The sequence below is a fragment of the Acinetobacter sp. RF15B genome (assembly GCF_007558235.1).
Lineage (GTDB): Bacteria > Pseudomonadota > Gammaproteobacteria > Pseudomonadales > Moraxellaceae > Acinetobacter > Acinetobacter lwoffii_C.
Genome location: NZ_VLSR01000002.1, coordinates 12228 through 25990 on the forward strand (window position 1 = coordinate 12228; position 13763 = coordinate 25990).

At 43.6% G+C, this 13763-nt stretch carries 15 protein-coding genes; 8 read left to right on the top strand and 7 right to left on the bottom strand.

Going from position 1 to position 13763, the window contains the following annotated elements; translation table 11 throughout:
* Positions 1 to 201: 201 nt before the first annotated feature.
* Entirely contained in the window at positions 202 to 432 is a 231-nt protein-coding gene (locus E2K74_RS01490) for a hypothetical protein (protein ID WP_151205978.1), read from the top strand.
* A gap of 89 nt (positions 433 to 521) precedes the next feature.
* Here the strand turns inward: E2K74_RS01490 and rsmD are convergent, their stop codons facing one another.
* Together rsmD and mrdA are read right to left on the bottom strand one after the other, a co-directional pair.
* Positions 522 to 1082 (bottom strand): 16S rRNA (guanine(966)-N(2))-methyltransferase RsmD, encoded by a 561-nt coding sequence (gene rsmD / locus E2K74_RS01495; protein WP_151205979.1) that lies wholly within the window; start codon positions 1080 to 1082, stop codon positions 522 to 524.
* Positions 1083 to 1084: 2 nt separating this feature from the next.
* Positions 1085 to 3121, bottom strand: a complete 2037-nt coding sequence (mrdA, locus tag E2K74_RS01500) for a penicillin-binding protein 2 (RefSeq protein ID WP_151205980.1) — start codon at positions 3119 to 3121, stop codon at positions 1085 to 1087.
* Positions 3122 to 3357: 236 nt separating this feature from the next.
* Between mrdA and E2K74_RS01505 the strand changes: the two genes are divergently transcribed.
* From E2K74_RS01505 to E2K74_RS01520, 4 genes are all read left to right on the top strand, one after another.
* Entirely contained in the window at positions 3358 to 3876 is a 519-nt protein-coding gene (locus tag E2K74_RS01505; protein ID WP_151203296.1) for a hypothetical protein, read from the top strand.
* Between the two features lie 65 nt (positions 3877 to 3941).
* The gene (locus E2K74_RS01510) at positions 3942 to 5258 is read left to right on the top strand and encodes a hypothetical protein (RefSeq protein ID WP_151203297.1); all 1317 of its coding nucleotides are present in this window, start codon (positions 3942 to 3944) and stop codon (positions 5256 to 5258) included.
* A gap of 75 nt (positions 5259 to 5333) precedes the next feature.
* Positions 5334 to 5993, top strand: a complete 660-nt coding sequence (adk, locus tag E2K74_RS01515) for an adenylate kinase (RefSeq protein ID WP_151203298.1) — start codon at positions 5334 to 5336, stop codon at positions 5991 to 5993.
* 85 nt (positions 5994 to 6078) lie between these two features.
* Positions 6079 to 6285, top strand: coding sequence for a hypothetical protein (locus tag E2K74_RS01520; protein ID WP_151206145.1), 207 nt, complete (start codon positions 6079 to 6081; stop codon positions 6283 to 6285).
* A gap of 304 nt (positions 6286 to 6589) precedes the next feature.
* Here E2K74_RS01520 and nth read toward each other — a convergent pair whose 3' ends face one another.
* Positions 6590 to 7294: an endonuclease III gene (gene nth / locus E2K74_RS01525; RefSeq protein ID WP_151205981.1), complete on the bottom strand. Its 705-nt coding sequence runs from the start codon at positions 7292 to 7294 to the stop codon at positions 6590 to 6592.
* A 3-nt stretch (positions 7295 to 7297) separates the two neighbouring features.
* On the bottom strand, positions 7298 to 8089 hold the full coding sequence (locus E2K74_RS01530; RefSeq protein ID WP_151205982.1) for an RnfABCDGE type electron transport complex subunit B: 792 nt from the start codon (positions 8087 to 8089) through the stop codon (positions 7298 to 7300).
* Positions 8090 to 8438: 349 nt separating this feature from the next.
* Between E2K74_RS01530 and gdhA the strand changes: the two genes are divergently transcribed.
* Both gdhA and E2K74_RS14520 read left to right on the top strand, forming a co-directional pair.
* The gene (gene gdhA, locus E2K74_RS01535; protein WP_151205983.1) at positions 8439 to 9782 is read left to right on the top strand and encodes an NADP-specific glutamate dehydrogenase; all 1344 of its coding nucleotides are present in this window, start codon (positions 8439 to 8441) and stop codon (positions 9780 to 9782) included.
* A gap of 322 nt (positions 9783 to 10104) precedes the next feature.
* Positions 10105 to 10281, top strand: a complete 177-nt coding sequence (locus E2K74_RS14520; RefSeq protein ID WP_153228198.1) for a hypothetical protein — start codon at positions 10105 to 10107, stop codon at positions 10279 to 10281.
* 73 nt (positions 10282 to 10354) lie between these two features.
* On the opposite strand, the gene E2K74_RS01540 is transcribed toward E2K74_RS14520, so the two are convergent.
* The 3 genes from E2K74_RS01540 to rlmH all read right to left on the bottom strand — a co-directional run bounded on the left by E2K74_RS01540 (position 10355) and on the right by rlmH (position 12636).
* Entirely contained in the window at positions 10355 to 11131 is a 777-nt protein-coding gene (locus E2K74_RS01540) for an META and DUF4377 domain-containing protein (RefSeq protein WP_151203303.1), read from the bottom strand.
* Between the two features lie 142 nt (positions 11132 to 11273).
* On the bottom strand, positions 11274 to 12050 hold the full coding sequence (locus E2K74_RS01545) for a DODA-type extradiol aromatic ring-opening family dioxygenase (RefSeq protein ID WP_151205984.1): 777 nt from the start codon (positions 12048 to 12050) through the stop codon (positions 11274 to 11276).
* 103 nt (positions 12051 to 12153) lie between these two features.
* On the bottom strand, positions 12154 to 12636 hold the full coding sequence (rlmH, locus tag E2K74_RS01550) for a 23S rRNA (pseudouridine(1915)-N(3))-methyltransferase RlmH (protein WP_151205985.1): 483 nt from the start codon (positions 12634 to 12636) through the stop codon (positions 12154 to 12156).
* Between the two features lie 154 nt (positions 12637 to 12790).
* Here rlmH and E2K74_RS01555 point away from each other — a divergent pair, with 154 nt between their 5' ends.
* Positions 12791 to 13738, top strand: coding sequence for a M28 family peptidase (locus E2K74_RS01555; RefSeq protein WP_151205986.1), 948 nt, complete (start codon positions 12791 to 12793; stop codon positions 13736 to 13738).
* Positions 13739 to 13763: the final 25 nt, after the last annotated feature.

The window sequence follows — 13763 nt, forward strand, 5'->3', positions numbered from 1 at the left end:
TATAAAGGTAAATAGTTTTAACAGATTCCCGCAAAATCCAAGTCTATATTTCACTGTATTGATACCTGAAGACTGCGGTCAGATTCGCCTGAATCTCTGTACGCATAAGTAGTGAATAAAAGCTACAACAGTACAACAATCATCACGTTTATTCTCCATTAAATCATTTGATACTAAACAATGAAGTAAGAGGGGATGAATATGAAAAGAATCATATTACTGTCTATATTTGCAATCTCTGTCACCGGTTGTGTCGTTGACCCTTATGATGATGGTGATTATCGTTACAATAAAGACCGTCATGGACAATATGATCGGAATCATGGTGACCGCCACTATGACCGAAAACATGGGGACCGCGACTGGAAACATAAAGATCATCGGGACTGGAAACATGATCGGGACAATCGTGACTGGCGTCGTGACCGTTAAGCAGGTTATGGCTTAGTTCTTAACTTGACGATGTGATTACTTAAAAAGGATTCCATACTGGAATCCTTTTTTATGATTTTTTTCGATCACTATGCATTTACATTTTTCTGATACAGTCCCGCCCGGATCATACCTGCTTTGGTCGTTTTAATTAAATGCCATGAAGCCGGAAGCTTCAGCTGATGTAAGTCCTTGTCTGCTTCGACATAAATATAAGCTTCAGACTTAATCAGCGGATCTGCTTGCTGAGCCAATTCTTCCCATAAGTCTAGGCCATAAGGGGGGTCCAGAAAGACCAGGTCAAATTGCTGCTTTATATTTGTCAACGCTTGCTGCGCCGTAGCAATTTTTAACTGGGCACGTGACCTGGTGACTTTTAACAGCTCAAGATTATTGGTTAAAAACTGCGCCTGAGTACGGTCAGGTTCAATCATGACCACTTGAGCAGCACCGCGTGACAGCGCTTCAAAGGATAATGCTCCCGAGCCTGTGCACAGGTCCAGGACAACAGCATTCTGAATATCCCACATAAGCCAGTTGAACAGAGTCTCACGAACGCGGTCTGGCGTAGGACGAAGCCCTTCAATGCTGGCAAAAGCCAGTTGCCGGCGTTTCCAGTCACCTCCAATAATACGAAGCTGATTTTTCATGGTTAATCTCGCTCTATAGAAGCAGGTGCAGGGGTTGCGGGAGCTGAAGCATTGCCTGGGGGAGAAGCTGCCGCATTGTCAGATGCATTCGTTGTGCCGGCTGAATTTGGACTGAGCAGACTTTCACCACTTGGCAATTCACCAGGTTTGATCCCCGCAGTCATCAGGCCACCACTTAACTGATGGTTGTGTGGACGTACTGGATTTTTATCCTTGTGCAGCAGCCAATAGTCGAAGATCGGACGGGCAAGTGCTGTAGCCGCACTACCACCGCGGCCGTTTTCCAGAATCACTGCAATGGCAATTTCAGGACTTTCTGCTGGCGCAAAACCGACGAATAAACCGTGGTCCAGCTGACGTTCATTCAGTAAGGCTTCGTTATAGCGCTTTCCTTGAGCAATACTTTTAACCTGTGCTGTTCCGGTTTTACCTGCAATTGAATACTGTAAGCCCCCACGAATCCCACGGCCGGTCCCGGTCTGGATGACGTCAACCATGGCATCACGCATTTTAATCCAGTCTTCATCACTTCCATTAAATTCAATTTTGCCATGCGTGCCATTATGTACCTGGAAGGATTTGGCGCCACGGCTTTCTCGCAGTACGTGCGGAATGACTTTATTACCATGGTTGGCAGTAATAGCTGTCGCCATCGCGAGCTGTAAAGGAGTTGCAGTAAAGGCGCCCTGACCAATACTGACTGAAATGGTTTCACCGCGTAGCCATTTAGCATTTCGGGTACGCATTTTCCAATCCGGGTTAGGATAAAGTCCTGAACTTTCACTGGGCAGATCTACACCGGTTTTTTCACCAAAACCGAACTGGCGCATCCAGGTATCCATTTTTTCAATACCCATGCGATAGGACAGCACATAAAAATAGGTATCACAGGAAACGTTCTGTGCCTTATGCATATCGACTGCACCATGCCCGGTCTTTTTATGATCACGGAAACGGTGACTATCGCCAGGCAGGCTAAAATAACCCGGATCAGAAATGGTGGTATCCCAGTCCACATAACCATAATGAATCCCGCCCAGTCCAAACATGGGTTTAATGGTAGAACCCGGCGGATAGACCCCTTGTACAGCACGGTTATAAAGCGGCTGGTCGAGGTTATCTCTTAATGCACTATAGTTCTTGTGGCTAATTCCGGTTACAAACAGGTTCGGGTTAAAGCTGGGGCTAGAGACCAGGGCCAGAATTTCTCCAGTTTTCGGATTCATGGCCACAATGGCACCACGGCGTCCAGCCAGCTGCTCTGAGGCAACAACTTGCAGGCCATAGTCCAAGGACAGGAACAGGTCATTGCCACGGACTGGGTCTTTACGGCCGAGATGACGCAATACATTACCAAAGGCATCTGCTTCAACCGATTCATTGCCCGGAACTCCGTGCAGTAATTCCTCGTAGGATTTTTCTACCCCAATCTTCCCGATCAGGTTGGTGCCGGCATACAGGTCTTTATCGATCGACTTGAGTTCTTTGTCATTAATACGGCCTACATAACCGATGACATGAGCAAACAGCTCACCATGCGGATAATAGCGGGTCATCTGGGTCTCAATGTTGACACCTGGGAACTGATATTTCACTTCACTAAAACGTGCAATATCACTTTCATTCAGGTTCAGTTTAATCGAGACCCGTTCGGTACGACGAGCGGTTTTAATCCGGCTCTGAAAACCTTGGATATCTTCTTCGCTCAGGTCTAAAATTGGCTTGAGTTGCTCAATAGTCTGGTCAATATCCTTGACATCTGCACGGCTTAACGTTGCTGTAAAAACTGGATAATTATCGGCTAAAAGCACCCCGTTACGGTCATAGATATATCCCCGTGCGGGCGCTAAAGGTTGCAGGCGAATCCGGTTCTGGTCAGAAGCCGTGGAAAAAGTTTCAAAATTAAAAATTTGCAGGTAAGCATAGCGGCATACCAGCAGCAGCATAAAGAAAATGACGATCCCAAACGAAATCATGACCCGATTGCGATAGATGCGCTTTTCTTGTTGTGCATTTTTTAAAGGAAAGTGCTGCTTCATAACGCGATCGACTTAAGACCTGAGAGAAAAGAATCAAAGTGGAGTATTCTAACGCAACTGTTCTTAATTTGATAACGAAAAAACAGCTGCAAAATGAGATGGCGACGACGTTTTGACTTTGTAGACATGAAAATTATAAGCTGCTGCCTATAACAGTCTGGATAATTCTGCTAAAGTCAAAATTAAATAAAAATAGAGCTCTACCAAAAAATATAATTAAGGATGATGGTGAAGGAATGAACCAAGTTTACCCTTTGTTAATGTGTGCTTTATGGGCAGTTGCGGGTTCTGCCTATGCCCAGGACAATCACAGGCAGGCCCAGTTAAATGATCAGCAACCCAAAACTTGGAATATCGGAGCAGGGTTGACCCAGAAAATGCTCCATTTAAATACTGAATGGGTGAATCCTTATGGGATTGCTTATGTGAAAGGTGGTGTCTTTATCAACGATGACAAGACTGTGGGAGCACAAGTTGGCTTTCGTTACCCGGCCCACCTCACAGGTAAAGATAAAAATGGTTATTATATTGGAGCTTATGCAGGACATATTGATACTAAACAGGTAGACCGCCAAGATAAAGCCCGCTTGGGTGCAGGCGTTGATCTGGCCTACGTCTTGCTGAACTCAGAGCGGATCAGCAGCTTTAGTATCGGGATAGGGGCAGGTGAGAAACTAGAAGACCGAAACGGCCGGGTGGTGGCTGAAACTGAACCGCGGCTACAATTTTCCTATACTTTAAGTATCGGTTTATAGAGAAAATATTTGACTTTATTAATACGTGTATACTGTGAACAAAAAATTAAATATGGAAGTTATGCATGCTTGAGTACGTCAACGAGTTATGGCAAGTCTTTTTGAATCGCCCGGATTTCTGGGCCGTGCTCAGCATTATCCCGGTCACCGCATTTGTAACGTGGGCACACGTATGGATGGCACTGAAAATGGTGTTTTATCCAATCAACTTCTGGGGTTTTCATATAGGCCCTCTACCTGTGGGATGGCAGGGGATCGTACCGCGTAAAGCTGGACGTATTTCGGGAATTATCACAGATAATACTTTATCTAAACTGGGCTCGTTGCATGAGTTTTTAAATGCCATGGATCCAGATGATATGGCTCGTATTATTGGTGAACAGGTGGGTTTTGAGCTTGAGCACCTGATTGATGAAGTGATGATCGACCGTAATGCGGTACTTTGGGAAAATTTACCTTATTCTATTAAACGCCGTATTTATGCCCAGGCCCATAAGCAGCTGCCAAGTACCTTAAAAGAACTTGTGACCGAGCTGACCATGAACGTCGAGTCACTGGTCAATATGCGGGAGATGGTGGTCAGCCAAATGGAAGGTGACCGGCGTTTAATGGTACGCATGTTCCTTAAAGTCGGGCAAAAAGAAATTAACTTTATCTGGCATATTAGCGCCCTGATCGGAATGCTCTTTGGTCTGTTCCAGATGATAGTATGGTTTGTGGTGCCTTGGCACTGGACTGTGCCGTTCTGGGCAGCAATCTGGGGCTTTCTGACCAACTGGATTGCCATCTGGATGGTATTTAATCCAGTGGAGCCGCACTATATCAAGTATCCGCAATTCTTCGCCCGGACTGCCGATCGCAGCTTCCCTTGGATCAAGCCGGTAATTCCACGAATTAGCACCTATAACATACAAGGTGCCTTTATGAAACGTCAGGAAGAAGTCTCTGATGTTTTTGCAAGTGTAGTCACAGAAGATCTGATTACGCTAAAATCAATCATGACTGAAATGATGTATGGCAGTCGAAAAGATAAGACTCGCCGTATTGTCAAACGCCATATTAACGAAATTATGGAAACACCGTTGGTTCGGACCTCTTTACAGTTGTCTTTAGGACCCAAAGAGTATGCAAAACTCAAGACAGACTTGATCGATCGCTCGATTGAAATTACGATGGTGCCTGTATGCGACCCTGCATTTAATGCGAGCCGTGCACAGAAGATCTATCAAATGTTTAGAGACCGCATACGCGAGCTGACACCGAAGGAGTTTCAGAATCTGTTACGTCCTGCATTTCAGGAAGACGAATGGATCCTGATTGTATTGGGTGGTGTCACCGGTTTTATTGCGGGTTTAATCCATTTGTTTGTGGCTTTCTTATAATGAGATGCCGGGGGACACAATCAGAGGATTGTGGTCGTGGCGTCATACATATTGTTTAAATGAGGATGTTTATATATGCGCATTATTTTACTCGGACCACCTGGAGCAGGTAAAGGTACACAAGCTCAGTTGATCTGTAAGCGCTACAATATCCCACAAATTTCAACCGGTGATATGCTCCGTGCTGCGATTCGTGAAGGAACTGAATTAGGTCTACAAGCTAAAAACGTCATGGATAATGGCGGTTTGGTTTCTGATGAATTAATTATTGGACTGGTCAAAGAACGTATTGCACAGCCTGACTGTGTAAATGGCTGTATCTTTGACGGTTTCCCACGTACTATTCCACAGGCTGAAGCGCTGGAAAAAGAAGGCATCGATATTGATCATGTGATTGAAATTGATGTACCGGATGAAGAAATCGTAAAACGTCTGTCTGGCCGTCGCCAGCATCCGGGTTCTGGTCGTGTTTATCATATTATTTACAATCCACCTAAGGTGGAAGGTAAAGACGATGAAACTGGTGAAGATCTGGTTCAACGTCCTGATGATCAGGAAGCGACAATTCGTAAGCGCCTGGGTTCATACCACACTGAAACTGAACAGTTGGTGAGCTTCTATCAGAGCCGTGCAGCATCTGGTGAAAATGCGCCGACTTATGACAAGCTAAACGGTTTACGTCCAATCGAAGATGTTCAGGCTGATCTCTTCGCGGTTCTGGACCAAACAAAATAATCGATTTTCGATAATTTTGACTTTAAAAGGGCTCTAAGTCATATTAGGGCTCTTTTTTATGGTTGATTGGAAAGGGCTGACCACTGTGGAAATTGCGATATTACTTGGAATAGGACTTTGTTTGGTTGTCCTGGTAGGCCTGTTTGTATTGAGCTTTAAAATGCTAAGAAAAGTTCAGAAAGAAGAGCGCACAGAAAATGTGGGTAAAGTACCTATGCGTCAGCTGCATCCAAAATTACAAGCTGAACTTGATCGGGCCAAGCAAGAACAAGCTGAGCAAGACAAGAAATAAATACCGGAAACAAAAAGTCAGCTGAGGAGTAAAGGATGCAAGAATTATATTTTTTAACGCTAGGCGCTCGATTTTTTCCTTAGTTTCCAACTCACTTCTGCTGACTTGGCGGGGAAAGCCTGGTATGTATAAAATTCCTTATTACCCAGCCCGACACCATTATTCAGGCTGATTGTTCTGAGATGAACTCTATTCACAAACCCCACTTCAAACTATTCTGCATGATGACTCTCTACTCTCGGCGTTAACCAAAGACAAGCAATTTATAAGAGCTTTTCATTTCCTCAGAACTTAACTGAAAAGATTAATCAATACTTTTTACTGGAATGGCTTGGCCTGCGCCAAATTCAAAACGGTCCGGCCAGTTGCAGACATCGGCGACAACACATTCAGAACATTTAGGCTTGCGTGCGATACAACAGTAGCGGCCATGCAGAATTAGCCAGTGATGGGCATCGACAATAAATTCCTTGGGAATGACTTTCACCAGACAGTGTTCTACTTCCAGTACATTCTTACCCACGGCCAGACCTGTACGATTACCTACCCGGAAAATATGGGTATCGACTGCCATGGTCGGCTGACCAAAAGCCGTATTTAACACCACATTGGCGGTTTTGCGGCCTACGCCGGGCAGAGCTTCCAGATCAGCACGATTGTCCGGTACTACGCTATTATGTTTCGTGATGAGTATTTCACAGGCTTTAATGACGTTAACCGCTTTTGAATTATATAAACCAATGGTTTTGATATACTCCTTTAAGCCGTCTACGCCCAAGGCATAAATTGCTTCGGGAGTATTGGCCACTGGAAACAGTTTGTCGGTGGCTTTATTCACGCTGACATCGGTTGCTTGGGCAGACAGGGTTACGGCCACCAACAGTTCAAATGGGCTAGAATAATTCAGTTCAGTTTTGGGATCTGGTCGCTGCGCTCTTAAGCGCTCAAAAAAGATTTGAACCTGTTTCTTAGTCATGTTTTTTACAGGTTTATGACTTGCGGTACTCATATTTTATCCTTGTAATCCCTGTAATTTCTGCTGTAATTCCTCAAGCTGTATACGTTTCTGTTCATTTTCATGTACAGAAAGCTGTTTTTCCAACTTCTTGATTTGCGTGCGGAGTTTGGCAAGTTCAATCGTCGTTTGCGCATCGGAGATGACCACCTCATCTGCCGGTTTCTGGATAACTTCAATAGCCGGAACCTGCTCAACCTGGGCAGAAAATTGTGCAAATAGGGCAGTATTGATTTCAGCCCGTACAACTGGACCCTTGCGGTTCATTCGGCGTTTCTCTTCACGCTGGATATGTGCATAGTAACGTTGACGCAGGTCATCCTGCTCAGTGATACGCTGTGCATCTGTAGCTAAAGGCTGCTGATCCTCGACCAGATCAATGCAGTCGACCGGGCAAGGAGGAATACATAATTCACAGCCGGTGCAAAGCTCAGTCAAAACTGTATGCATGAGTTTGCCTGAACCAATAATTGCATCTACCGGACATGCACTAATACATTTGGTACAACCAATGCATTCATCTTCACGAATAACCGCTTTCATCCGCTGTGGCCGGCCATCGGCCTGGATCGGCCAGACACTTTTTTCGGCCGGAAGTTTAGTGCGATTTAATAATGTGGCCAGAGCATCCGCAACCGGCTGTCCTCCTGGTACACATTTATTTGCATTTTCACCCTCAACAATAGATTGGGCATAAGGTAAGCAACCATCACGATGACCACATAAACCACATTGGGTTTGGGGCAGTAAAGCATCAATGGACTGGATGAGAGAAATTTGCGAAGTCATGAATAACCAGAGCAGCTCTTGCTTGAGCTTTAGTATAAGTGAAACAAAATATGTCGTTTTTTCAATTTTAACATAAATTTAAAGTCACATGATGGGCAGGATTTTTTAGCATTTAGTGCCTTGTTTTTTAGACATAAAGGCAGAATTCTGGATGGACTCAATTAGCATTTTCTGACAAAGGAAAAATTTTTATAATGTGTATAAATATTTGTTATCAAATTAATTTTAAAGATTTTTTCAAAAAAGTATTGTAGATTAGTTACAAAAGATATTTAATATTTTGCGCCAAAATTTAACATTGATTGTAAATTTGACCAATTTTGATCCATTTTCTGCTGAGGATTAAGCGTTGAAATACAACACACTTAATGAGTTCCTAGATTACGTAAAATCACGTGATGCACATCAACCAGAGTTTCTTCAAGCGATTGAAGAAGTGATGACCAGCTTGTGGCCATTTATCGAGAAAAATCCACAATACGCAGCCCACGGTTTGCTTGAACGTCTAGTTGAACCAGAGCGCGTGATCCAGTTCCGTGTTGCCTGGGTGGATGACCAAGGTCAAACCCATGTCAACCGTGCTTTTCGCGTGCAATATAACTCAGCGATTGGTCCATTTAAAGGTGGCATGCGTTTTCACCCATCGGTGAACCTGTCTATCCTGAAATTCTTGGGCTTTGAACAAACATTTAAAAATGCCCTGACTACATTGCCTATGGGCGGTGGTAAAGGTGGTTCCGACTTTGATCCTAAGGGCAAGTCAGAAGGCGAAATCATGCGTTTCTGCCAGTCCCTCATGATTGAGTTATACCGTCATTTAGGGTCAGACACCGATATCCCTGCGGGCGATATTGGTGTAGGCGGCCGTGAAGTGGGCTATATGGCGGGTATGATGAAAAAGCTCAGCAATGACACTTCATGTGTATTCACCGGTAAGGGCCTGACTTTCGGTGGCTCACTGGCTCGTCCAGAAGCAACAGGCTACGGAGCTGTGTATTTCGCTGAGGAAATGCTTAAGAGCTGTAGCGAAAGCTTCAAAGATAAAGTGGTGACCATTTCAGGTTCAGGTAACGTTGCACAGTATGCCGCTGAAAAAGCGATGTATTTGGGTGCTAAAGTTGTTTCACTCTCTGACTCGGGGGGTACGGTATACATTAAAGACGGTTTTACGGATGCCTTGTTGGCTGAAGTGATGGAACTGAAAAACGTAAAACGTGGCCGTATTTCCGAATTTGCGTCCAAGCATGGTTTTGAGTATATGGAAGGTAAGCGCCCTTGGTCCATCAAGTGTGATATTGCGCTTCCATGTGCCACACAAAATGAGCTGGATGAGTCTGATGCTGAAGCTCTGCTAGCAAATGGCGTGATCTGTGTGGCGGAAGGTGCAAATATGCCTTCTACGCTGGAAGCAGTTGAGAAGTTCGTTGAAGCGAAAATTCTTTATGCGCCAGGTAAAGCTTCAAATGCAGGTGGTGTAGCCACTTCTGGTTTGGAAATGTCTCAAAACGCTTTACGTTTAGGTTGGACATTCGAAGAAGTCGATGAGCGCTTGCATGCAATCATGAAAGAAATTCATCGTAACTGTGTGAAATTCGGTATGCAAGAAGATGGCACTGTGAACTATGTAAATGGTGCAAATATTGCCGGCTTCGTTAAAGTAGCGGATGCGATGCTTGCACAGGGTGTATTCTAAATCTGAATATAGCTAAATAAAAACCGAGGATTTTGCCTCGGTTTTTTTATTGTCTTTACAAAAAACAGTCCAGACCTAAGCGAGGGCAGTTATTCTAAAATATCATTTGATCAGGATGGAAGCTTGATCACAGTGTTGGAGTTTGATCTTCTAAATTGACTTCAATGTAAATTTTTCTAAAGTTCAGCATTATAATTTTTATATCAGAGATATAAGAGATACCGTAAACAATATATTGATGCCCATTTTTGAAGTGACTTTAGGTTAGTGTTGGGTGGCATGATATCCACCTGTTTGTTCTAATATTTCATGACATAAAAACGTGACTGAGGATTTAAAGGGTGTTGTCGGAGTGGTTTTCTCTATGGTTGTATTTCGGCAAGCTGATAGCAATAAAAATATAGAAAATAAGCTGAATGCTTTGATGGCTTACATATTTCTTTTTATCTGCATGATCAATATTCCATATTTAAAAATTATAGAAAATGATGATCCATGAGTGAAGGGGAATAAAAACTGAAAAACCGATGCCTTAACATCGGTTTTTCATACATGTTGTATCGACTTAAAAATTAAAGTGAACCCTTAACTGTTTCACGTTCAATAATCATGTCTTGAACATACGCATATTTGGAATGATCCGCTGCTGGATTTTTAACTTCATAACGTTTGATACGTACAATCTGGCGCTCTTTAGGGTTATGTGTAAAACCTTCGATAGAGTTATAGAATAATGTCCAGTCTTTATTGACCTGGGTTTTTACGCCATTGTCAGCATATTTGATTTCACGAACCTGAAGACAAGTCTGTGCTGTTACACCTGTGCATGCTTTGGTTTCTGGTGAAATTTCAAGGAAAATGGTTTCACCTTCACTTTGATATTTTGATTCAGCGGTTTGCTTACCGGTGAAGACAATTTTTTCGCCTTTTACAGAGACAATAGTCAGGGTTGGAGCTTGTGGATCATTCAAGTTTAAAACGAATGGTACTTTACGGTTTTCAAATAAATCTGCTGCAACTTTTTCTTGTGCCATGGCTTTAGGTTCACAGGCCATTTGAGTAGCCGCCAAGTTGCCCGTCACGATCTGGTTATTTTCAACTTTCCAACTGGTTCCCATACCGTTACAACTGGTAGAAATTCCTAAACGGCCTGCTTTGTCAAACTTTAAAACCAGAGGTTTTGGGGCATCTGCTGTGTTAGCACTCCAATGGTAATTTGCCAAAGTCTGATCTGCATTTTGTTGTTGTAGTACAGACACAGCCAGATCTCCTACTTTTTGAATCTCAGATGATTGGCAAGCAGTCAGTGCAAGTGGGAAGAGTGCAAGTGCTAGAAGTTTTAGTTTCATTAGATTCAAGTTCTTGATTTAAAATAACAAGATACATCATATATGATCAGCTTTTAAAAAAAATGGATACATTCAATTTTTTTTGGTTTCAAAGTGTATCTATTGATATTTTTTTGTTAATTGATGAAAGTTACTTTAAATTTTAATCGAAACGGTAAATATCCATGCCTAAGGAACCCATACTAAAGCTACTATGCACAATGCTGAACCGGTGCCCGGTACCCATGGCAAAGAACAATGGGCTAAAGTGCTCCAAGCTTGGATGGTTGCGCTTGATATGAGGGAGCGATTGCCAGTCAAGGACTGTATTAAAGTCACTATGGGTCAGTTTGTTCACCACATAATTGCGGAAAGTCGATGCCCATTCTGGAACTTCGTCAGTATTTTCTTGCCAGGATAATTCAGCCAGATTATGGGTAATACTGCCAGAACCTATCAGTAGCACCTGCTGCTCACGTAACACAGCCAAGGTCTGACCGGTCCCATAAATCTCCTCGGCACTCATTGACATCGGCAGAGAGATTTCCACCACTGGAAGATCTGCTTCGGGATACATATGCAGTAGCGGCATCCAGACACCATGATCACGTGGACGGACACTGTTGGCATGTGCCGAGAATCCCGCATTGGCAAACATATTCAGAATCTGTTCTGCCAGTTCAGGATTACCCGGTGCTGGATAGCGGAGCTGGTACAGCTCCGGCGGAAAGCCGCGAAAGTCATGCCAGGTTTCTGGACGAATACCGGTATTCACTTCCAGTACCTCACTTTCCCAGTGTGCAGACATCACCACAATGGCTTGCGGACGCGGTAAATTCAATGCCAGACGCTGTAGGGCCGGGCCTACCTGCTCGGGGTTAAGCGCCAGCATCGGAGAGCCATGAGAAATAAATAAGCCGGGCAGGGTTTGTAAGTTCATAATTCAAACCATATAAGTCAGATGTTTCAATAATGCCCAAAAAAGAGCATCAGGAGCAGGCGTGATTATTCAACAAAACGTTGCAAATACAGAACAACTCTGCTTAGCCAGCGCGATGATAAGGATGATTATGGTTGATACTCATGGCACGATACAGCTGTTCGATCAGCATTACACGTACCAGCGGATGCGGCAAGGTGAGTTTGGAGAGCGACCAGTGCCAGACGGCTGCCTTACGCACAGCTTCTGAATGTCCGTCCGGTCCACCAATGGCTAACGCAATATCCTGACCTTCCAGCATCCAGCTTTTCATGGTTTCAGCCAGCTTTTCGGTACTCAATTCACGGCCCCCCACTTCCAGCGCAATCAGCACTTCATTTGGTTTCAACGCACTCAAGATGCTGTCACCTTCAATATTGCGGTATTTCAAAATATCGGCTTCAGAATCATTTTTCCCACGTTTGGCCATAGGTAATTCAATAACCTGCGTCTGGACAAAGGGCTGAATGCGCTTAAAATAATCTGTAAAGCCAGTTAATACCCAAGCCGGCATTTTCTGACCAATGGTCAGGATACGAATTTTCATAATAGAGAATCAATCATTGGATACGCCATTATAACGATCTCCTAACATGAAGTTGAGCGGTGAAACAAATTGCAATTGAAATACTGCGAGTGATGTTGCTTTAATAAACGGAGTTCAAGTCTCCGCTTGATAATAAAGCCATGGAATAATAAGAATGCGGCCCAGTGTTATTTTAAAAGGATGTATGACGGTTCTTCTGTTGAGTTGGGGGTTGCTGTGTTCTACGGCAAGTCAAGCCAATGTTGCCAAAAGTGCTCAAGCAGGGCACTTAAAACTGTTTATTAACCAGATTGTTAATATTGATGAATTTCGGAATTTTAAGAATGTCGAAGAACTCAATCGGGTTTCAGCCTGGATCAAGCAGCAGATGCGACTGTTTGGTATCCCTTGCCAGTTTCAAACTTATGTTGTCAATAATCTGAGCTATCGTAATGTCATTTGCCGTCTGGATGCCAAAGCGGAAAAGACCTTGGTGCTGGGAGCGCATTATGATGCACAAGGTGAGCAGGCTGGCGCGGACAATAATGCCTCTGGTGTTGCAGGAGCGCTGGAAGCTGCACGGTTGCTGGCTTTACAAAAGACCAAACTAGAACACAATGTCGAGTTTGCCTTTTACACCTTAGAAGAACCTCCTTATTTCAAGTCTGAATATATGGGTAGTTACATTCATGCAAAATCGTTAAAAACTCAGAAACAGAAAATTAAAGGAGTCATCATTCTGGATTCAATCGGCTATTTTAACGATAACCAGGTACAAACCTATCCGGCCGGGTTAAAATGGATCTATCCACGCGAAGGGAATTTTATTGCGGCGCTTGGTCATCTGGCGTCAGCCAGAATGGTCACTCACTATTGTGAGTCGATGCAGCGTCTTTCCCGTTTGGATTGTGAGCGATTTATTAGCCCGGCCTTTTTGCAAAATATCGACTTTTCGGGTTATTTGAATTATGCCAAATTTAATTATTCTACGCTTTTGATTACCGATACAGCGCATTATCGCAACCCTTATTATAATACGCCACTGGATACGGTCGATAAGCTGGATTTGAATAAAATGGCAGATGTCGTCAATAGTGTGGTGGATTTAGCTTTGAAATTTTAGGCAGTTTTTAATTTTAAACATATAC